Source organism: Lysinibacillus sp. KU-BSD001, assembly GCF_042920265.1.
Classification (GTDB): Bacteria; Bacillota; Bacilli; order Bacillales_A; family Planococcaceae; genus Lysinibacillus_B.
This window is the reverse complement of the sequence record NZ_JBDQZI010000001.1, coordinates 533,076-551,729: the sequence shown is the minus strand read 5'-3', so window position 1 is coordinate 551,729 and position 18,654 is coordinate 533,076. Positions and strand designations below refer to the sequence as shown.

Genomic DNA, 18,654 nt, shown 5'->3' with positions numbered 1-18,654 from the left:
TGAACGTGACTGGATGTAATTATCTTATCTCGAGTAATTCTTTATAAGCCTCATTTACACAGAATTCTAAATCCGCTTTTTTCAACGGCCTATAGTTCTCTTCTGAACACACAAATAAACCTTTTAAATCTTCGTTCACTTTTCTAAACCTTAAGATCATTAACTGTTCGGTATAATCAGTATCATCATCGATTATTTTACCTTTTTTTATTGTTAATGTAGATTCTTCTGAATCATTTTCAGCCCTACGAAAACGAATATGCAGAAAATAGTTACAAATTCTAAAGTATTCATTATCTGTAGGTCCAGGGAATTTTAAATCTGATGGATTAATATTACTATCTTTAACAAAACTTTTAATAATATCACGAATTACCTTATCAAATTTATCAATTTCCCCAACTTCATAATGAAAAGCATCTTTATTAATTAATTCATTACTATTCATCATTCTCACCTCCAATCTACCTATAATTGTAAGTAAATTGGAAATGAATGAACATGATATAATTTTGATAATAAAAACCCCCACTCGATTGAGTGAGACTTTATGAACTAATTATTCGTATTTACTTAATAATCTCATTTCGTCCATTATATCCTCAGCATGCCATTCAGCTAAATCTTGATAATATTCTTCTACAGTATATTCAAATCTTGCTTCATCAATAAAATCATCAAAATTCTCAATGTGTTCTCCAAAAAAATCATTTATTGCGTTATAGCAAAACTCTAATTTCTTTGTTAATTCAATTACTTCATCTTCTTCAAGATCAACACTAAAATGCATTATTTTGTTTCTTACACTGTTTAAGGCTAGTACTGCACTTTTCATTTCATTGCTAATTTCTATATCACATAAAAATTCAACTCTAATCAGTGCTTCTGTTAATGAAACGGTTTTTAAATTTGGATTAACTTCAAATACATCTTTCTTATCAGTTTTAGATAATTCTATTTTTGCTTTTTGATATTCTTTTATATTATCAAATATCAAAGCGAAACTTCTTTTTGAAAGTATAACTTTTAACAGTATTTCAATTCCGTGATTTAAAAAAATCACCGCATCTTTTAAAGTGTGATCTTTACCTTTTTCTAAATCTTCAATTCTATATAGGTTAATATATGCATTTTTTAAAGAATCAGCCCCGTTTTTTACTAAAGAAAAATTCATCCTAATCTCTCCTCTCGCATTAATAATAATGCTAATGGAAGTACATGCCAATAATATAATTTTGATAATAAAAAGTCGTACCGGGATGGTACGACTGTGAAATATTTTTAAGAGACAGGCAAGGAATCGAACCTTGCAAGCTTGATGTTTACCCGCAATTGAATCAAGCGACTATGTTACAACCCAAAATAGGAAAGCGGTTCTTTTAAGTAACCTTCATTGTGTCTACCCTTTCCACCACTGCCTCGCATTAAAAAGCAAATCGCATAATCAATTGATTATAGAAAAGATCTATTTTCTTGTGTGCATAAAATAAATGGATCATGCGATGTGTACAAAAATATCACACTACCATCATAACACATAAGGTATGCCCATGTGGCGCCCATTTTGCGCCCTTATCATTCCAGCTTCACCCCATATATACCAAACAATAAAACTGAATACCGCGCTCTTACTCTGCTTAATATTTTCTGAATAGTACGTTTGTTGAATTGATAAAACTCTGCCAATTCTGCTGGCATAGTCGCATCTACATACCGCTTCTTCAAAATATTAAAGTCTCTTTCATTATTTTCACGCTTATAAATAAATTCCAAAGCTTCTAAAGCGCTGTCCATATGCCTTATCATGACTATAGTTCTTTGCGAACTTTCTTTAATCGCCCCAACAATATCATCCGAAAATTCGAGTAATTCAATCAAACTTTCTGTTTCTTTCATAACAACGGAACTAGATATAGATGCTTTTGCTTTTTCGTCAATACGCTTCACATATTCTTTCAGCATAATATAGCTTTTTAACAACTCTTCTACATTGTGTAATCGTTTGTTTTTTTCTTCTTGCTCGATAGCTTTCTTTTTCTTTTGGTATTCTTCTATCGCTTTTTCAGATGCAACCTCTGATGCAATCGCAACTATCAGTTCAATTATTTGTTGGTTATTCATAATTGCCTCTTCAACCGTGGTCATAACACACCTTCTTTCAAAATGAAAAATTCTCATTATCCGTTTCATCTAAACTAAAATCATCAAGTGACTTTTCATCATACTTGACTGCACCTTTTATAAAACCTTCTATGAATAATTTTTGTTTAACCACTTTAACATGACAATTTGGATGTAGATGGAAATTAACTCTCTGGTAATCTTCTTTGCCGCGCACATATACAGATTTTTCGCCCTTCTTTATTATTCCAGTGCAACCATAGCATTCATGTTCTTTCCTCGTTGTTACCATTCGTTTATTTAATATTTCAAGCATACAGACCTCCCGTTATTCTCTAAATACTCGGTAAAGGTGAAATACTCAGTAAATTCAATTGTTTTTGATGTACTCAATCAACATCGCTGTATGCATATAGCCTTTACGAATCGCCCGCTGAACGTCTGCAACTTTACAATCCGATTTTGTTTCCATTATCGATTTAGCCTTTAGGACTTCTTCGGGCGTGAATTGGTACTTCATGTTCAATCTCCCATCTAAGAAAAATTAATGTGTTACCGATTAACAGTTATTAAATTCCTGCAACCAAAACTCCTCGATTCCGTTCTCTACATTTGCCATAATCGTACCAACGGGATTCAACTAACACTTCGCGACCTCCAAATTTTCTTTCGCATTCTTCTTTATATAGACTTTCTGAAAGAATTATTTTATAACCGTCTTTAAACTCTATAAGCCAACAAGATTCCATTCTCCCACCTACCTTTGCAAAATTGACGGTTGCTTAATTGTCGAATCCTTGTAATAGGTCACCAATCCACCCGCCGATAGCATCTGGATTTTTAATGAAATATGCAGCGATTAATCCTTGTCCTATCCAAGAAAGGATAATCATCACGAATACAAAAGCAATAAACCATTTAACAAACTTTTCTAAGCGTTCTCCTTCTTTACGCATTTTTTCAAAGTTGTTCATCTTGCTTGCTCCTTCCTACACATAATTCTCGTATTTCATCGTTTTAACTTCCAACCTCCAACTCGCCCCACTTGCCGAACATCAAAACCTGCACTTTCTAGCTTTGTAGCGATTTCTTGATAAACTTTCATGAAAAAATGTTGTTTGTAATTTAACTTGCCGTCCCCATAATCACTCGCTTCTTCAGGTTTTAACGGTGGCCCAATCGATAATGCTACTAAAATACAGTGAATAGTCGTTTTCCCGCATCGCATGCCGAACATTTGCGTTTCGGGATAAAACAGTTTTTTCTTTTGTTGTTGCGTTAATTTAATCTCAAGAGCTTGCTCAATTACTGGAAACCACGCTTTAGGAACAGGAAATAAATTGAGTGGTACCCGTCTAGAACCATATAACCTCGAATGCATTCACTTTGCTCCTTCCTACACAAAATCGACGAAATGCTTAGTAATTTATTTTGAATCGTATCCTTTTGGCGCAACACCATCGTCCAATTGCTCATACTCTACCTCTACATCCATCTCATAATGTTCACAGAATGTTCGAATACCTTGTGCGATGAAAAATTGTTTATTTTTTGCCGTTGTTTGCTCATTCGCTAAATCTAAGTAAGTACAAAGTTTATCTACAAACTCACTTTGAGTGTCTAAAATCGTTTTATTCTCTTTACAAGAAGCATCATATTTATCTGCTTTTTCTTTAATTGCTTGAAAACTTTCGTAGTCAATTGTTACTGTAGCGTTTTTCATACATTTTCCCCTTTCATTGACGGATTACGCAGTAATTAAATTAGGATTTTCATTAACATTCCCAATTACTTCTATATCTTTTTGGAAGTGTTCAATCCCTGCATAACTACTACTTCCTAACTGTTTACCAATGTACTTTGAATCACGCTCAACAACTACATACAAGATGTTTTTAGCTCCTTGATGGTAAACGTCACCTTCTCGAATTTCTTTTCCGTTTTTATCTTTAATTCCGATTTTATTCATCCCAATTCTCCTTTTCTGCTCCACATAATGTTTCAAATATTCATCGTTTTTCTTAATGCCTCTCTAGCAATCTTTGTGCCACTTATTGGCGCTCCTACCCTTATGCATTCACGTACAAAATCTTCGTCTGTATCTTTACACGGCAAACCACTTGTATGCATATGCCAATGAACCAATTCATGTAGCAAAGTCTTGTATACCTCTTCTTTAGAACGCCTAGCATTTTTAACTGCACTCATTTTGATAAATGGAGGTCTGCTATTGTCTGTATAGTGTATATAACATCCATTTTGGCGACGCCAATCCGCACTAGTTAATACAATCTGTATATCGAATTTGCGATTCCACCATCTATATGACTGTTCTTTTGCATAATCATATAAATCCTGTAATTCTTTATGGTAAGGCCTAGGTGCAATGTTTAAATTCACATCATCCCCAAAGAGACTCAATTGCTGCATTTCATCACCTCTTGTTAGATAAGATGTTTCAATGGTTTTGCTCCAAATTTCTTCACTCCGGACTCATACGCATTTGCGATTTTTTCTTTAAATTGTTCGATTCCTGTTTTGTTTTCAAAAACGTCAATTATTACAGCTAACGGTTCCGACAAAACCCACTTCTGTAAGAGCCCAATGTGATTTTCAGATATAGGTATTACAAGATCTTTTATTTTTACACCTGAATGGAAGTCTGATAAAGTCGCTTCTGGGAAATCAAAAGTAATACAAAATTCAATGTCATTTACGATGAATTTTAGACCTTCGTGTAATTGCCAACCTTGCGAAAACTGTAACGCCACATTTTCTAATTCATCAGCAATTTGTACACTGTACTTGCTTGAACTATTATCTTCAAACTCATATTTAACGGCTTTTGAATCTACAAATTTTATATTGTGCTCTGTATTTGGAATCCTTGCCCATCCACTCATTCCATGTACCTCTACATAATTCTCATCAACTTCCAGTACTACATAGACATTTTGAATAGTCGGCTCATCAGGGAATGGATGAAGTAACACAAAATCATCCTGTTCAATTTTAATTGGCGAGCCAATTAAATTGTTCCATTCGTTTTCAAAACTGATTAAATTAAAAGTAGCTAAATCAACTTCATGGTTGTATAGCTCATACTTATCCAGCCAGTTTCTAAAGTTGTATGAAATAAGTGCACCAGGACCATACAGTTCAATCATTTTTGCTACATACGCATCAGATTCTTTCAGTATTTCATCGATATCTTCTTTTGTAGGTGCTTTATGATCTTTGCGATGTATCACATACGCATTTGCAACAGAATCGATTGTCACATCTCCGTTTGGATCATTAAAATCTTGATGTTCAATTGAAGCAGCTAAAAAACGACCTTCGTTTTCTTTATTTTTCAGTAACATCACCGGAATTTTTATTAGTGTATTTTCCATTCGTTATCGTCCCTTCCTTTGTTTCAATTACCCTTTTGCTGAGTTCAACAATATGACTACAATTAAACTCTCTGAAAATGCTTTTCTAGCATATCCTCACCGATTTCAAGCCACGTAATCTTTTCACCGGCACGACCCGATAAATTCTCTAAATGAACGGCATTCAATCCGCGCGATTGACTTTCATCTCGGCGCCATTTTGTACCGTCTGCAACCATACATGTTTTCCCTGTGGGCGTATTATCATAAATTGCAATCGGGAATGGTAAATGGCAAATGTATACATAAACCTCTTGCAACTTTCCTCTCGCTATATCTTCTGCAGCGTTTTCACACTCATCGCTACAAAAACGAAAATAAAAGAATGAAGTGGACTCCTGTGGATCAAAATTTCGCTTGCACATTTCGCATATACGCTCCAAATCAAATCCCCTCGTCCTTCATGATTTGTTCAATCAGCGTCTTTTTAATAGAGAACGGGTACCCATCAGAAATACGTGATAACTGTACTTCGCCGTTTTTTGTTCCAACGTAGCCATACCTATTGATTACTGACCATTTTTTTATGCGTTCTTCAAAATCCACGTAATCCCCCCTACGATTCTTGCAACGCTTCAGATAAGCGGCCCATTATTTGATATGAGCCGCGCATTAGATACCACTATTGATTAGCCTTAGAGCATTATTCTAGTTTAGTTTTTTAATCCGAATGGTAGCTTCATATCTGGCGGTAGAATCCATAAATGATAGGCGTTTGCTGCATCCACCAAATCCGCTTCTTTCGGGAATACTTCGATAGCTGTTGACTCTTTGCCGAAAACTTCATTCTTGATACGTTGCTTTTCTGCCCACGGGATATCTGTGTTGTCAGCATTTCGGATAAACGCATGACGTACAATGCCCCAGTCTGTTTGTACCTCACGGATCATCACAACGTAGTTGTTACCTATATCTTTAAACGCTACGTTCATTTCGTTTACCCAGCCGCGTCCGTAATTTTTTTGTGCTGGTGAAGATACTTGAATCCATCTTCCGCCGGATGTTCTTGGACTTTTTAAATCACGTTCAAAACGACGTCTTTCTGCTCTATTCATAACTATCACCCTCCGATTTTTTCGTTATAAAGTTTCAGCAATTCCTCATCAGTTAGCTTCTCGAAATATGAATCTGCATAATTTTTTGCATTAAAAGTTTGCAAGTACATAATCAATTCCTCTCGCGTTAACGCCTCTTCCATATCCGATTACTCCTTTCATAACTCCTGGTATGGTAGCGCCAATAAATTTCGGTTCACAAATTCATAGCAGCGCTCTACATTACGAAAAACTTCCTCGAAATCCGATTCTTTTTCCACGATGTAAAACTTTTCGGTGCGCTCGATTTTTATATCCTCAACATATAATGAGTCACCTGGTTGCAGCGCATTGATTTTTCTAAAAATACAGTCATTTTTCTTTATGATGATGTCGTAATCAAACATATTTAACTGAGCAATTGACATAACGCCAGCCCCTTCACTCCTACTTTTGTTTGCTAGGTTATTTACGTCTGTGTGGATGCTGTTTAGTTGGCACGGCAGCCGCATCGATTCCCTCGCTAATGATTTCGTAACGCTTATGCGAAACGACGGTCGCGTCATCCGTTCCGCATATGTCTACAATGACCGATTTTTCGAGAAGTTTACGCACTACGCCTGTTAGAACAACTTTTGTTTTCCTGTCCTCCCATTCAATGACATCGACTGGTTTTGCTTTTGCCATAAAAAATCCCCCTTTCTTGTTAATGTTCAAACCTGCCTTTCACCTTATTTTTTTAATGCTCATGAGGACGTAATCTTCTGGAATGCCAAACTGTCCACCTTCCAGTAAGTAAGTGACCTTCGCTTCTACCGCGCGACCTGTATAAAGCATTTTGTCCGGATCATATTCATTCAGCTTCAAGATGTCGCCCTCTCTATACGAGCGATTATTGAATCTATACTCGAATGTCTTCAGTCCTTTTAAAACTGCTTCAAATGGTGCTGGATGGATTTTCAGTTCGTGCGTCATGCGCTTTTCTTTTTGCTCTGACTCTAAGCGCTTTTCTTTTGCGATTGCAGGCGTTAATGATTTACCTTCCCTGTGTTCCTCTGCAGCTTCTTGTTGCTGTTCTTCCGGCAGCTTCGACAGTTCATAGGCAGTGGTGATATTTATATTCCCTTCGCTAAATTCATCCTTTAGCTCTGAGGTGAGATTTTTATTGATACTCTCCATGCGAGCTACTTGCGAAGACGATACATTCATAAGCTGCGCGACGATTTCTCTTGTTCTTCCGGTAAATTTATAGCCGCTTCTTTTTAAATCCTTTAGCAACTCCTGTAGCCGCGATGCCTGATATGTTTTTTCGTAGTCTGATAATTCACGTGCCGTCGCATTGGCCAATATGAGTTGTAATTCTGCCTGAATATCATCAGTAGATGCGATTATTTTGCAAGGTATCTTCTTGAATTGTTCATTGCCTTCATCGAACAGCTCTTTCATAGCTTTTAAACGCCTATGCCCGCTAATCACTTCAAAATAATCCACCTGTTTACGGACTAATAAATTTTGTTGTAGCCCCATTAATTCAATGCTTGCTTTTAATTCCGCTACATCGTGAACAGTGTATTTGTTCATTTCAGACAGTCGTAGTTTATCGATGGAGATGTGCTCTATTTTGAACACAACTCCTTCCTTTTCTCCTGCTTCCTTTGATTTGTCGTTCATCAATTGGTTTAAGTTAAATTTCATGTGTTTGTCCCTCCTTTTGTGTCCGAAACTAACACATTTTTAGATATTCATTGACGAGTGCCTCATAATCTTCGCCAGCAGTTGTCTTCTTGTAATCTAAGAGTGGTTTCCCAGCGAATGTTGTCTCATCCACCTTCACCGTTTTACGAATTTTCGTGTGGAAAAGTGGATAATCTGTGTATGAATTCAAATATTCCCCACCTTGAATGTTGACACCGTTCTTTTGAAACATCGTAATGAAGCAGCCTCGAAAAACGAGCTTATCGTTAAACTCTTTTACATCTTCAATTTGCTCCACTAACTGCTCCAAGCCATCAAATGCAAATTTATCGACCTTAATCGGCACTAAAACATCGTCAGACGCAACAAGCGCGTTAATTACACTCATATTGATGTCTGGCGCATTGTCGATGATGCAGTAATCGTATTCGCCTTCTAGTTGTCTTAAATATTTGCTCAATCGCGTTTGTTGTGGTCTTGATACATCTAGCAATATTTCTTTATTGGCACGTAGCAGGTTCATGTTGGCTGGTATCACGTCTAATCGCTCATATGCTGTTTCTTTGATGACACTCTTTATGTCTAAGCCGCGCTCTGTTAACAAATCCGCTATACTCTTATCCTCATACCCATGTAAATTGAAAAACTTTGACGTGTTCCCTTGCTTATCGTTATCGATTAGCAACACTCTTTTACCGTGTTTTTCTACTAACGTATACGCAATATTGATAGATGAAATGGTTTTAGCTACGCCGCCTTTTAAGTTGATTATGCTAATTGTTTTCATTCATCCAATCTCCTTTTATGTTTAACCAGCGTGTCTATCCGTTTCATTCTTACGTATAAATAGACACCGCTATTGAATTCGCTGTATTTAATTTCTATATCATTGAATTTGTAACCCTGGTACATCTTTTCGAACAACTCTTGTGCACGCACCTCCTCCATCGCAATACGTTCAGCTCGTTTTCTAGTCATTTTGCTATCTGCAATTGTTATTTTTGGCTGTTTCATATTGCGACTGATTGTGTACCGTTTTGTAGGTTTCTTTTTCTTGTCCTTCATGATGTAGCGTACTAAACCTTCTAATCCAAAATCGTTTGGTTGAAGTCTACGTGTTTGCACTCTCCCCCCGCCATTCCATAACTCTTCCGCCACGTCGCGATCAGGAAAGTTTGTAATCATATGATGATGAACGCGTACCTTTTTTCCGCTGCTATCATCAAACTCTGTTACATACACATACTTCAACTCAAACTTTTCATATTTCTTTTGCTTCTTTAACCAACGTTTTAAGCGTCTGATAAAGTTTTGCATATCTTTTTTTGCTTGTTCATGGTCTGCTGGTAACTGATCATTTGCATACGTCCATGTAGCCCAAATATCTTTTTCTGTGAAGTTTGTATGTACGATTCTCGTTACTCGTTTAATTGTGTTTTTATCGTTTAAATTTTGCTGGGCAATGCTGCTTCCTTTTCCGCGCTTACCTCTTTTTCCGATTGGTACAGCCCATAATGGATACGCTTCAATCTCCAGCATATTTCCACTCCATATTGACTTTACTCGATACTTGCTTATTTGCTTATCTCGTAATCTCTCAACATGCTCTTCTATACTGTCTACATAAGCGCTACTATCTACCGTAAATATATCCTCATAATTCTCCACGTTATATTGTGTCGATGTCATGGATAACTCCCCCATTTTCACCTATTAATCTATTAACCTACTTGCTGGATATTTTTGTATGGTCGTAAACTTAATATCCATTACAAGGACGCTAATTGACTAATTGCCACAACGCGTGTATATTGAAAATAGGTTATTTGGCAATAGTCAAATGGGCCGTACTCGCTGGTCAGAGTGTGTACGGCATTTTTATTAGTTTGTAATTTCAGAGCCTTTGCGAATTACTCACAAAGGCTCGTTGTTTTTCTGCTTGGCCGTTTAATCGCCCCACGATTAAACGGTTATTTTTGTGCAAACTGGATATCACCTAAAATATCTAAAAGACATTTACTTAACATTAAATCAACCTCTACTATTTAATTAATTTAATAGCACGTAATAGCGTCTCTTGTTCGAATGCGCTATTTGCATTGCTTGCTAACTGCTCAAGGTTTTTTACAACATCTGCTTTCTCGGCATTTGGTGCATATTTTTGTAAAATAATTCGGTCGTCCTCAACGAAAACCTCCAGTGAATCTTTTTCCTCAATGCCTAGTGTGCGACGTAATTCAATCGGCAAAACAACACGCCCTAGTTCATCTACTTTTCGTACAATACCTGTTGATTTCATATGTTATATACTCCTTCCAACTCTTTTCGTAATTTTTCAAGTGCACTCTTTTTCAGTCGGCCTACGTGTGACCGTGAAATATTGACCATTTTAGCTATTTGTGATTGCGTTAAACATTGAAATCCCTCTAGCCCAAAGCTGTACTTAATGATAAGCCTTTCTAACTCATCCAATTTCGATAAAGCATTTTGCAGATCGATGTTTAATGGAACTTCATTTTGTATGTTTATATCATTGTCGATTAACTCAATACGCTCTGTGTACTTAGCATTGTTAAGTAATGGACTGTTAAGTGAAGTAGCTTGTACGCGCTTCTTGCGAAATGATTTAATGATTTCATTCTTGATACATTTCCCAGCTATTGTTGAAAACTTGTAACCTCTACTTGCATCAAAAACTTTACTAGCTTTAATTAACCCAATCGTGCCAATCTGAACCATGTCAGCATGATCCATATTTTCTTGATAAAAACGATGCGCAAAATAATGAACCAAACGGTTATGCTCTATTACTAATTGTTCTTGTTCAACAGTTAGTGTTGACACCCATCTCACCTCTTTTTTGTAGTTAATTCCATAAACAACTCTTTATCACCATTCACTAAAGCCTGTTCGATTAATCGTTGCCGATTGATTTCTTCTAATTCAGTAACTAGCTTGATAGTATTTGAAGCTAACAAAATCCCCTCTTCTAGCTTGTATCCGTGATAATAAAAGGCAATGGCACGAAACATACTTACATACTGATCAATGAATGAATCCAAACTAATTAACCCTCGCTTTCTTTACCAATGTTTATTAAGATTTTTGTAATACTCATATTTACCCAGCTGCTTTAATGTGTTAACTTTCGAACGAATTGTATGTTCGGTTTTTCCGATTGCAAAAGCTAGGTTCCTTGCATGGTCCACTTCGTAGTACTTACAAATGTATTCTAAATCCGACTCTGTGAAGCGTTCACCCTGTGAAAAATGAAAATCTGGATGATACAGCATTCTTCCGAAACGATCATAGGTAATAGGAATTTCGCTAACTTCCACTAATCCTCACTCTCCTAATAAATATTTACTTCTAAATTAATCCGTGCGCCTTACTACCTTCGCCGAATAACCTTGTTTACAAAGTCTTTTAGCAATATTAAACAAATGGATTCGACGTTGCTCTTTCCGCTGACTTTCTAGCTGCTCGATATAATTGATACTATTTTGTAAAGCATCCATACGTTCTTTTGCTAAATCATGTGCCACTTCCGATTCCAGCATGTTCAGCCCCCCGATATAGAAATTTCCTAACTGACTTCGTTCCTTACCCGCACTGGTGAAACCATGCAGCCTATATTTAGTGGCTTCATATTTTTAATAGCTTCATTTAATTGCTCTTCTGTATAAATCCCGTATTTCGCCAACGCCTTCCATATTTTTTCATGCTGCGCGTCCATAGGTGACTTATTTTTAGTTTCAGTACTCATACTATACCCTCCCTCATTTTGAAATATTTGGTACAATCACCTAAAGGAGGTGATACATATGTTTATTTACCGAAGTCCAATTGGAACATTTTCAATCCGCGTATTAAACGGTCGCTATGCCTTATGTTTCGCAAACGATGTATTAGGATGCTATAATTCCGCTGGTGCAGCAGCAGATGACGTTTATACACATACGACAGGACATGACAAGTGGGACGCTTTAGACTGCAGAGTGAATGATGTTCCAACCGATATCTATGAATGGGAAAAAATTTAGCGTCCGATTAGCGTTAAATTGTTTACCTTCTTATAGCTAGTAATTGCGCGTACAAGTTCAGCAAGAGCTAAAATCTCTTCTGGGCTTGTTTGCTCATTGAATGACTTTGCTTTTTGAGAAACAAGATTCTCCAAATTCTCCGCTACCTCTTTTGCTTTTTCCATCCCTCTCCCTCCTTCCAAATCTAATTAACGTTGCTACCGTCACATCAGCTATAAATCCGAACATGAAACTTGATTTTATGTTGCTTACGCTGTTTGCTTATCGCCATTAACCAGCTCAATCCCCTTAATCATGTAGAAGATTTTAATTTTTTCTTCTTCTGGCAATCTTTCTAACGCTGCTGCCAATTCTTTTGCGTCAATTTTTTTATTCTGATGCGTTGTTTGCTGTGCCATTTCTATCGCACCTCACTTTCTTTTTCTATTAACGTTGCTACCGTCATATAAGCTATGAGTCTGAGTAAGTTATACCGTTATGAATTCGGTATAGTAGCGCATTAGTTAGTAGTTTTCAAAGTGAAACTCATAACTTCTATTTGTTGTGTATGAATACATAATAGTATACAAAATAAACTAAGTCAACATTTTCCAACAAAAAAGTTTTCAAACAAAACTTTGTGTGTTATATTCGATTCAGGAGGTGATAGATATGAATGAAGAAAATAATAGAATTAAAGAGTTACGCAAGGCATTAGACTTAAATCAAGAAGATTTCGGAGATGCCATCGGTCTAACAAAGTCTAGTATTTCAAACGTAGAAAAAGGAGTTCGTAATGTTACAGAGCAACATATAAAACTCATTACAACAGCTTTCAACGTCAATGAGCACTGGCTTCGTACTGGCGAGGGAGAAATGTTCATTGAAAATGATTCAACCATTATTACCGAATTAGCAAATGAGTATCGGCTAGATGATCTAGATAAAAAAATTATCGAACATTACGTAAAGTTAGATAGCGAACATAGAAAAACTATTAAAAATTATGTTCTTTCGTTAGCTGCTCAACTTAATGGATTAGTAGAAACAGCAGCCACTACCGAAAAAGATGAAATTGAAGCAGAGTTGGAGAATTATCGCCACGAGTTGGAAGCTGAGAAAAAAGTCCAAACGTTATCAGCTTCACAAGAGCAAAGAGAAACAAGTTGAAGTTGATGAAGAAATAATTAATTTGCAAATTAATTACATAGAAAAGAGTAGCTCATTTGCTACTCTTTTCTTATGAGGAAGGTGTTATTGAAGTGAAAAAGGCAGCATTATACGTACGTGTAAGTACGTTGCACCAAATAGACAAGGATTCTTTACCTTTCCAGCGCCAAGAGTTAGAAAACTACGCAAAATACGCATTGAATATTGAGGATATAGAAATTTTTGAGGACGCTGGTTACTCAGCTAAGAATACTGATCGCCCTAAATATCAACAAATGATGCAGCGTATACGCAACGGAGAATTTACACATTTACTTGTATGGAAGATTGATAGGATTTCACGTAATCTTAAAGATTTCTCGGAAATGTATGAGGAATTAAAAGATTATAAAGTAACGTTTGTTTCAAAAAACGAACAATTCGATACATCTACGGCAATGGGCGAAGCAATGTTAAAAATAATCCTAGTGTTTGCTGAATTAGAGCGCAAACTTACTGCAGAACGTGTATTTTCGATTATGCTTTCCCGCGCTGAAAAAGGTTTATGGAATGGCGCAACTGTGCCGCTAGGATATGTATGGTCAGATGAAGAAAAATTCCCTGTGGTTGATTCGGAAGAATCAAAGATTGTTCAACACATTTATAACTTGTATGAATCCTTACGATCAACAATAAAAGTGGCCTATCGTCTTCATGAAGAAAATATTGCTACAAAACGAAATGGGCAATGGACAGCAAAGACCGTTCGCGATATTTTACGCAACCCTTTTTACATTGGGACATATCGCTATAACATGCGTGAAAGTAGTGGAAGTAGAAGGTTAAAAAATAAAGAAGAATGGATTATCGTTGAAAATAATCATCCTGGTATCATCGAAAAGGAGCAATTTGAACGAGTTAATCAATTATTATCTGATAATTATAGAGGTTTAACTGACGTGCAGCGAGCCGATATCCACAAACATATATTTTCTAAAATGCTTTACTGTGGTAAGTGCAACGCTTTATTAACTGCTGGCTTAGATGCAGCTCGAAAAGATGGGTATCGTCCTTCTCGTTATACATGCGTTACATCCGGTGGTGCTAAACGATGTAGTAACTATGTTAGCGATATTATTATTGGACCGTTTATTTTTAACTATGTTTCAAATCTAATTAGGTTACAAGAACGCATAACGCCTAGACATTCCATACGTGATATGGAACGAGCTTTACTTCGAGGTACAGCTTTTATTGATGTAGTCGGTGTTGATAACGAATCTTTAAAAGAAACCTATTTCGCACTTACTAACGGTATGTCTGGACAAGAATATTCTGCTGCTTCAAAAGATGAAGTTGACATTCCTAATATCGAAATCGAGCGTTTACAAAAAGAAAAAACAAAGTATGAAAAGGCTCTAATACGCTTAGAGGATTTGTATTTGTTTGATGAGGATGGCATTAGCCAGAAAGACTATATTTTCAAGAAGCGTGACCTTCAAGAACGCCTTGAAGAAATAGAAGTTGAAATTAATACATTGCAGCAGAAAAACGAGGATAAAACGAGTGACGCATTTGTTGACAATGCTCAGCACTTTTTAATTACTAAGGAAATGCAGCAAGCACGTCATGTAGATTATCGTACTTTATCGGATATAATTGGCCGAGAAGCATTATCTGATTTTATGCACACAATAATTGATAAAATTGTCGTTTTAGATAAGCGTGTACAATCTATCACTTTTAAAAATGGTATCACACATACCTTTGCATATAAGTCACTTTTACAAAGCAAATCTACTGCATCAACTCGGATGCAATACAGAAATTATGAAGGTGCTGTATTGGATTACTTGAAAGCAAATGGACCTGCTTCTAGAGCTGATCTTCAAAAGGCTACTAACATTTCTCGTGATGGAATCTTTACGTTACTAAGTGAATTAATTGAGCGTGGTGTTGTTATAAAAACTGGACAATCTACAGCTACACGTTATCATTACAACGAAAAAATCACTTAAAACCGGACATTTTAAGTGATTTTTCCAAGCCGTTGAAGCCTTGATGTTACTGCATTCCTACGCAATCATATTTATATTTACTTGTGCACAACCTAATGTGTGAAAAGCCACTTTTGACAAGGCTTGTACACCTCTTTCATTCAAATTCATAAGATATGGCAGAAAGCGCATAAAGAGGCGCTGTTTCTGCTCGTAAAATACGAGGTCCTAAGCTCATAATTTGCGCACCCGCTGCGACTAAAATCTCTGCTTCCTTGCGCGAAATACCACCTTCAGGACCGAAAATACATAAAATTGATTTCGATTTATTATCATACACTTTTTTTAGCTTATCCGCAAACCTTGTGCGTTCAGATGCTTTCGCATCCTCCTCATCGGCAATGAATACGACATCAAAATCCGCTACTCGTGCTACTAATTGTTTAAATGAAATCGGCATCTCCACTTCTGGTACATATGTACGATGTGATTGTTCTGCCGCTTCTTGCGCAATTTTTTGAAGACGCTCTTGATTTTTACGTCCTTTTTTGTCATCCCACTTCACGATAGACCGTTCAGCAGCAAATGGCAGGAGCGCATACATCCCGAGCTCTGTCCCTTTTTGGGCGATTAACTCTAATTTATCACCCTTTGGTAAGCCACAAGCAATCGTCACTTGTACGGGCATTTCTGGAGAAGGAATGATTTTTCCTGTAGGTTTTGCGAATACATCCGCTCCTACTTCTGTAATTTCACAAATCTGTGCTTCCCCGCTATACACCACTATAATTTCTTCACCAGCCGTCATGCGCATCACTTTACCAATATGACGTGCATTATCACCCGTTATCATAAATTCGCCTGTTTCCGTTACGGGCTGCTCAACAAAATAACGTTGCATAAAATCCCTCCTTTATACGTAACATGCTAAAAGTACTGGGCATGGTACGATTGTTTCGCCACTTTTTTGAAAAGTTTCGCCATTTTTCCTGAAAGTTTCGCCATTTCCTCGAAAAGTTTCGCCAAAATGTTAAAACTCTCACTAAAAAAGTAGACAAAGCCCGCCAAGACTTTGCCTACTACTTTTTATTGTGGACGACGTGCAACGATTGCGACCCAGTCTTCCATCATTAATACTTCTTCAATCGTGAAGCCTGATTGTTCAAGTGCCGCTCTTACTTCATCTTTTTTAGCACCAATAATACCGCTCGTTACATATAAGCCACCCGGTTTGACAATCGAATACGCATCATCTGTAAACGTTACAATGATTTCTGCTAAAATGTTTGCCACGACAATATCGGCAGGCTCTTTTACTGTATCGAGTAAATTCCCGTGGAATACTTCGACGACATGATCTACTTTATTTAATGTCACATTTTCACGTGCAGACGCTACCGCTACTTCGTCAAGGTCTAAAGCATGCACACTTTTTGCTCCAAGTAATGCCGCACCGATTGATAGTACGCCTGAACCTGTTCCTACATCGACGACTGTCTCACCTGCTTTGACGACTTTTTCAAGTGCTTGTAAACACATTACTGTCGTTGGATGTGTCCCTGTACCGAACGCCATCCCTGGGTCCAGTTCAATGATTAATTCATCTGTACTCACTGGCGTATAGTCTTCCCACGTCGGAACAATTGTAAAACGTTCTGAAATCTTAACCGGATGATAATATTGCTTCCATGCCGTAGCCCAGTCTTCTTCATCTACTTCGCAAAGCGTTAAAATATTTTCACCGACATTGATATCGAAATTGATAAGGTTAGCAATTGCAAGCTTAATTTCTTCTACCGTTTCTGCTAAAAAGCTCGTCGCAGATAAATACGCCTTCACCACAACCCCACTTTTCGGGAAGTCTTCTGGGTTTAATGCGTAAATTTCTCCAAACTGATCAATACGTTCTTTCGTTAATTCTTTCGAGTCTTCAATGACAACGCCACTTGCGCCTGCCTCATGTAAAATGTTTGAAACAGCTTCAACAGCTTCATGCGTCGTTAAAATCGATAGCTCTGTCCATTTCACTTGCAATCTTCTCCTTTTTATTCGCCTTTAATTTTGCGTTTAATTTTATCTAATAGTGAGCTTCCATGTTCTTCTGGAATATCGCCACTAATTTCCGCAAATTCACGCAGCAACTGTTTTTGCTTTTCTGTTAATTTTGTCGGTGTTACTACTTTGACAACAACGTATTGATGCCCTTGCCCGTAGCCGTGCACATTTTTAACACCTTTATCTTTAATACGGAACTGTGCACCCGATTGTGTACCTGCCGGAATTTTCAGCTTTACTTTTCCATGAACAGTTGGTACCTCAATCTCATCGCCAAGTGATGCTTGTGGGAACGTTAATTTTAATTCGTAGTAAATATCGTCTCCGTCACGTTCAAAGTACTCATGATTACGTACAGTGAAGACGATGTATAAATCCCCTGCTGGTCCACCATTAACGCCTGGCTCCCCTTGCCCTGCTACGCGCAGTTGTTGACCATCATCGACACCAGCCGGAATATTAATTTTAATCTTTTTACGATTTGTCACTTTTCCAGCACCGCGACATGCTGTACATTTATCCACGATAATTTTACCTGCACCACGACATGATGGACATGAGCGACGGTTTACCATACGGCCAAATGGTGTTTCCACCGCTTGGTTAATTTCACCTGATCCGCCACATTGTGAACAGTTTTGAGGTGTTGTACCAGGCTTTGCCCCTGTACCACTACATGTTTCACAGTTTTCTTCTTTCGGAATTTCAACTTCTTTTTCTTGACCGAATACCGCTTCCTCAAAGCTAATTGTCATGCGGAACTGTAAATCATCACCTTTACGCGGCGCATTTGGATCTTGACGACGTCCACCACCACCGAAGAAGGAAGAGAAAATATCTTCGAAGCCGCCAAAACCGCCTCCAAAGCCGCCTCCGCCAAAGCCTGCTTGTGGATCTTCGTGTCCGAACTGGTCGTAGCGTGCGCGTTTTTGTTCATCTGACAATACTTCATACGCTTCTGCGATTTCCTTGAACTTTTCATCCGCACCCGGCTCTTTATTAATATCAGGGTGATACTGTTTTGATAACTTACGATATGCTTTTTTAATCTCGTCTTTACTTGCCCCTTTAGCTAGGCCAAGCACTTCATAATAATCGCGCTTACTCATCGTTCACTCTCCGCTCTTTTTACATAACGTATATTCTA

34 protein-coding genes are annotated in these 18,654 nt (G+C 37.3%); 3 read left to right on the top strand and 31 right to left on the bottom strand.

Annotation, left to right across the window (positions count from 1 at the left end; translation table 11 throughout):
* Positions 1-19: 19 nt before the first annotated feature.
* The 26 genes from AAGS61_RS02930 to AAGS61_RS02805 form a co-directional block, all read right to left on the bottom strand.
* The gene (locus AAGS61_RS02930; protein WP_391367066.1) at positions 20-448 is read right to left on the bottom strand and encodes a hypothetical protein; all 429 of its coding nucleotides are present in this window, start codon (positions 446-448) and stop codon (positions 20-22) included.
* A gap of 111 nt (positions 449-559) precedes the next feature.
* Complete coding sequence (locus AAGS61_RS02925) at positions 560-1,174, bottom strand: hypothetical protein (RefSeq protein WP_391367064.1); 615 nt, start codon at positions 1,172-1,174, stop codon at positions 560-562.
* 401 nt (positions 1,175-1,575) lie between these two features.
* Positions 1,576-2,145: a hypothetical protein gene (locus AAGS61_RS02920; RefSeq protein ID WP_391367063.1), complete on the bottom strand. Its 570-nt coding sequence runs from the start codon at positions 2,143-2,145 to the stop codon at positions 1,576-1,578.
* Between the two features lie 13 nt (positions 2,146-2,158).
* Entirely contained in the window at positions 2,159-2,437 is a 279-nt protein-coding gene (locus tag AAGS61_RS02915; RefSeq protein ID WP_391367061.1) for a hypothetical protein, read from the bottom strand.
* 54 nt (positions 2,438-2,491) lie between these two features.
* Positions 2,492-2,641, bottom strand: coding sequence for a hypothetical protein (locus AAGS61_RS02910; RefSeq protein ID WP_391367059.1), 150 nt, complete (start codon positions 2,639-2,641; stop codon positions 2,492-2,494).
* 262 nt (positions 2,642-2,903) lie between these two features.
* A complete protein-coding gene (locus AAGS61_RS02905) occupies positions 2,904-3,095 on the bottom strand; it encodes a DUF7248 family protein (protein ID WP_391367058.1) in 192 nt (63 codons plus the stop codon).
* 35 nt (positions 3,096-3,130) lie between these two features.
* Positions 3,131-3,502, bottom strand: a complete 372-nt coding sequence (locus AAGS61_RS02900; RefSeq protein ID WP_391367056.1) for a hypothetical protein — start codon at positions 3,500-3,502, stop codon at positions 3,131-3,133.
* Between the two features lie 45 nt (positions 3,503-3,547).
* A complete protein-coding gene (locus AAGS61_RS02895) occupies positions 3,548-3,844 on the bottom strand; it encodes a hypothetical protein (RefSeq protein ID WP_391367055.1) in 297 nt (98 codons plus the stop codon).
* A 24-nt stretch (positions 3,845-3,868) separates the two neighbouring features.
* Positions 3,869-4,114, bottom strand: a complete 246-nt coding sequence (locus tag AAGS61_RS02890) for a YopX family protein (protein WP_391367314.1) — start codon at positions 4,112-4,114, stop codon at positions 3,869-3,871.
* A gap of 8 nt (positions 4,115-4,122) precedes the next feature.
* On the bottom strand, positions 4,123-4,551 hold the full coding sequence (locus AAGS61_RS02885) for a hypothetical protein (protein ID WP_391367053.1): 429 nt from the start codon (positions 4,549-4,551) through the stop codon (positions 4,123-4,125).
* Between the two features lie 14 nt (positions 4,552-4,565).
* Positions 4,566-5,516, bottom strand: a complete 951-nt coding sequence (locus AAGS61_RS02880) for a hypothetical protein (RefSeq protein WP_391367051.1) — start codon at positions 5,514-5,516, stop codon at positions 4,566-4,568.
* 62 nt (positions 5,517-5,578) lie between these two features.
* Positions 5,579-5,920 (bottom strand): hypothetical protein, encoded by a 342-nt coding sequence (locus tag AAGS61_RS02875; protein WP_391367049.1) that lies wholly within the window; start codon positions 5,918-5,920, stop codon positions 5,579-5,581.
* A gap of 19 nt (positions 5,921-5,939) precedes the next feature.
* On the bottom strand, positions 5,940-6,101 hold the full coding sequence (locus AAGS61_RS02870; RefSeq protein ID WP_391367048.1) for a hypothetical protein: 162 nt from the start codon (positions 6,099-6,101) through the stop codon (positions 5,940-5,942).
* A 107-nt stretch (positions 6,102-6,208) separates the two neighbouring features.
* On the bottom strand, positions 6,209-6,610 hold the full coding sequence (locus AAGS61_RS02865; RefSeq protein ID WP_391367046.1) for a DUF7694 domain-containing protein: 402 nt from the start codon (positions 6,608-6,610) through the stop codon (positions 6,209-6,211).
* 5 nt (positions 6,611-6,615) lie between these two features.
* The gene (locus tag AAGS61_RS02860; RefSeq protein WP_391367044.1) at positions 6,616-6,753 is read right to left on the bottom strand and encodes a hypothetical protein; all 138 of its coding nucleotides are present in this window, start codon (positions 6,751-6,753) and stop codon (positions 6,616-6,618) included.
* Positions 6,754-6,768: 15 nt separating this feature from the next.
* Complete coding sequence (locus tag AAGS61_RS02855; protein WP_391367042.1) at positions 6,769-7,017, bottom strand: hypothetical protein; 249 nt, start codon at positions 7,015-7,017, stop codon at positions 6,769-6,771.
* A gap of 37 nt (positions 7,018-7,054) precedes the next feature.
* Complete coding sequence (locus AAGS61_RS02850; protein ID WP_391367040.1) at positions 7,055-7,306, bottom strand: DUF2187 family protein; 252 nt, start codon at positions 7,304-7,306, stop codon at positions 7,055-7,057.
* Between the two features lie 9 nt (positions 7,307-7,315).
* Entirely contained in the window at positions 7,316-8,284 is a 969-nt protein-coding gene (locus tag AAGS61_RS02845) for a ParB/RepB/Spo0J family partition protein (protein WP_391367038.1), read from the bottom strand.
* Positions 8,285-8,312: 28 nt separating this feature from the next.
* Positions 8,313-9,071, bottom strand: a complete 759-nt coding sequence (locus AAGS61_RS02840) for a ParA family protein (protein WP_391367037.1) — start codon at positions 9,069-9,071, stop codon at positions 8,313-8,315.
* Positions 9,068-9,973, bottom strand: coding sequence for a rolling circle replication-associated protein (locus AAGS61_RS02835; protein WP_391367035.1), 906 nt, complete (start codon positions 9,971-9,973; stop codon positions 9,068-9,070). Before AAGS61_RS02835 ends, AAGS61_RS02840 begins: the two co-directional genes overlap by 4 nt.
* Positions 9,974-10,325: 352 nt before the next feature.
* Positions 10,326-10,583, bottom strand: a complete 258-nt coding sequence (locus AAGS61_RS02830; RefSeq protein ID WP_391367034.1) for an AbrB/MazE/SpoVT family DNA-binding domain-containing protein — start codon at positions 10,581-10,583, stop codon at positions 10,326-10,328.
* Positions 10,580-11,128 (bottom strand): sigma-70 family RNA polymerase sigma factor, encoded by a 549-nt coding sequence (locus AAGS61_RS02825; protein ID WP_391367032.1) that lies wholly within the window; start codon positions 11,126-11,128, stop codon positions 10,580-10,582. Before AAGS61_RS02825 ends, AAGS61_RS02830 begins: the two co-directional genes overlap by 4 nt.
* A 5-nt stretch (positions 11,129-11,133) precedes the next feature.
* Positions 11,134-11,346 carry an IDEAL domain-containing protein gene (locus tag AAGS61_RS02820; protein ID WP_391367030.1) on the bottom strand — a complete coding sequence of 71 codons (213 nt, stop codon included), beginning with the start codon at positions 11,344-11,346 and terminating at the stop codon, positions 11,134-11,136.
* 21 nt (positions 11,347-11,367) lie between these two features.
* On the bottom strand, positions 11,368-11,622 hold the full coding sequence (locus tag AAGS61_RS02815; protein WP_391367029.1) for a DNA-entry nuclease: 255 nt from the start codon (positions 11,620-11,622) through the stop codon (positions 11,368-11,370).
* 36 nt (positions 11,623-11,658) lie between these two features.
* Positions 11,659-11,844: a hypothetical protein gene (locus tag AAGS61_RS02810; RefSeq protein ID WP_391367027.1), complete on the bottom strand. Its 186-nt coding sequence runs from the start codon at positions 11,842-11,844 to the stop codon at positions 11,659-11,661.
* A gap of 26 nt (positions 11,845-11,870) precedes the next feature.
* Entirely contained in the window at positions 11,871-12,050 is a 180-nt protein-coding gene (locus tag AAGS61_RS02805) for a hypothetical protein (RefSeq protein WP_391367026.1), read from the bottom strand.
* A 58-nt stretch (positions 12,051-12,108) separates the two neighbouring features.
* On the opposite strand from AAGS61_RS02805, the gene AAGS61_RS02800 reads away from it, so the two are divergent.
* Complete coding sequence (locus AAGS61_RS02800; RefSeq protein WP_391367024.1) at positions 12,109-12,327, top strand: hypothetical protein; 219 nt, start codon at positions 12,109-12,111, stop codon at positions 12,325-12,327.
* Here the strand turns inward: AAGS61_RS02800 and AAGS61_RS02795 are convergent.
* A complete protein-coding gene (locus AAGS61_RS02795; RefSeq protein WP_391367022.1) occupies positions 12,324-12,491 on the bottom strand; it encodes a hypothetical protein in 168 nt (55 codons plus the stop codon). The two genes, AAGS61_RS02800 and AAGS61_RS02795, sit on opposite strands and share 4 nt — an antisense overlap.
* An 84-nt stretch (positions 12,492-12,575) precedes the next feature.
* Positions 12,576-12,725, bottom strand: coding sequence for a hypothetical protein (locus AAGS61_RS02790; protein ID WP_391367020.1), 150 nt, complete (start codon positions 12,723-12,725; stop codon positions 12,576-12,578).
* Positions 12,726-12,978: 253 nt separating this feature from the next.
* Between AAGS61_RS02790 and AAGS61_RS02785 the strand changes: the two genes are divergently transcribed.
* Both AAGS61_RS02785 and AAGS61_RS02780 read left to right on the top strand, forming a co-directional pair.
* Positions 12,979-13,476 (top strand): helix-turn-helix domain-containing protein, encoded by a 498-nt coding sequence (locus AAGS61_RS02785; RefSeq protein WP_391367019.1) that lies wholly within the window; start codon positions 12,979-12,981, stop codon positions 13,474-13,476.
* Between the two features lie 92 nt (positions 13,477-13,568).
* Positions 13,569-15,473, top strand: coding sequence for a recombinase family protein (locus AAGS61_RS02780; protein WP_391367017.1), 1,905 nt, complete (start codon positions 13,569-13,571; stop codon positions 15,471-15,473).
* A 136-nt stretch (positions 15,474-15,609) separates the two neighbouring features.
* Here the strand turns inward: AAGS61_RS02780 and AAGS61_RS02775 are convergent, their stop codons facing one another.
* The 3 genes from AAGS61_RS02775 to dnaJ form a co-directional block, all read right to left on the bottom strand.
* A complete protein-coding gene (locus tag AAGS61_RS02775) occupies positions 15,610-16,353 on the bottom strand; it encodes a 16S rRNA (uracil(1498)-N(3))-methyltransferase (protein ID WP_391367016.1) in 744 nt (247 codons plus the stop codon).
* Positions 16,354-16,538: 185 nt separating this feature from the next.
* A complete protein-coding gene (prmA, locus tag AAGS61_RS02770; protein ID WP_391367014.1) occupies positions 16,539-17,480 on the bottom strand; it encodes a 50S ribosomal protein L11 methyltransferase in 942 nt (313 codons plus the stop codon).
* Positions 17,481-17,497: 17 nt separating this feature from the next.
* Entirely contained in the window at positions 17,498-18,616 is a 1,119-nt protein-coding gene (dnaJ, locus tag AAGS61_RS02765; RefSeq protein WP_391367012.1) for a molecular chaperone DnaJ, read from the bottom strand.
* Between the last annotated feature and the right edge of the window lie 38 nt (positions 18,617-18,654).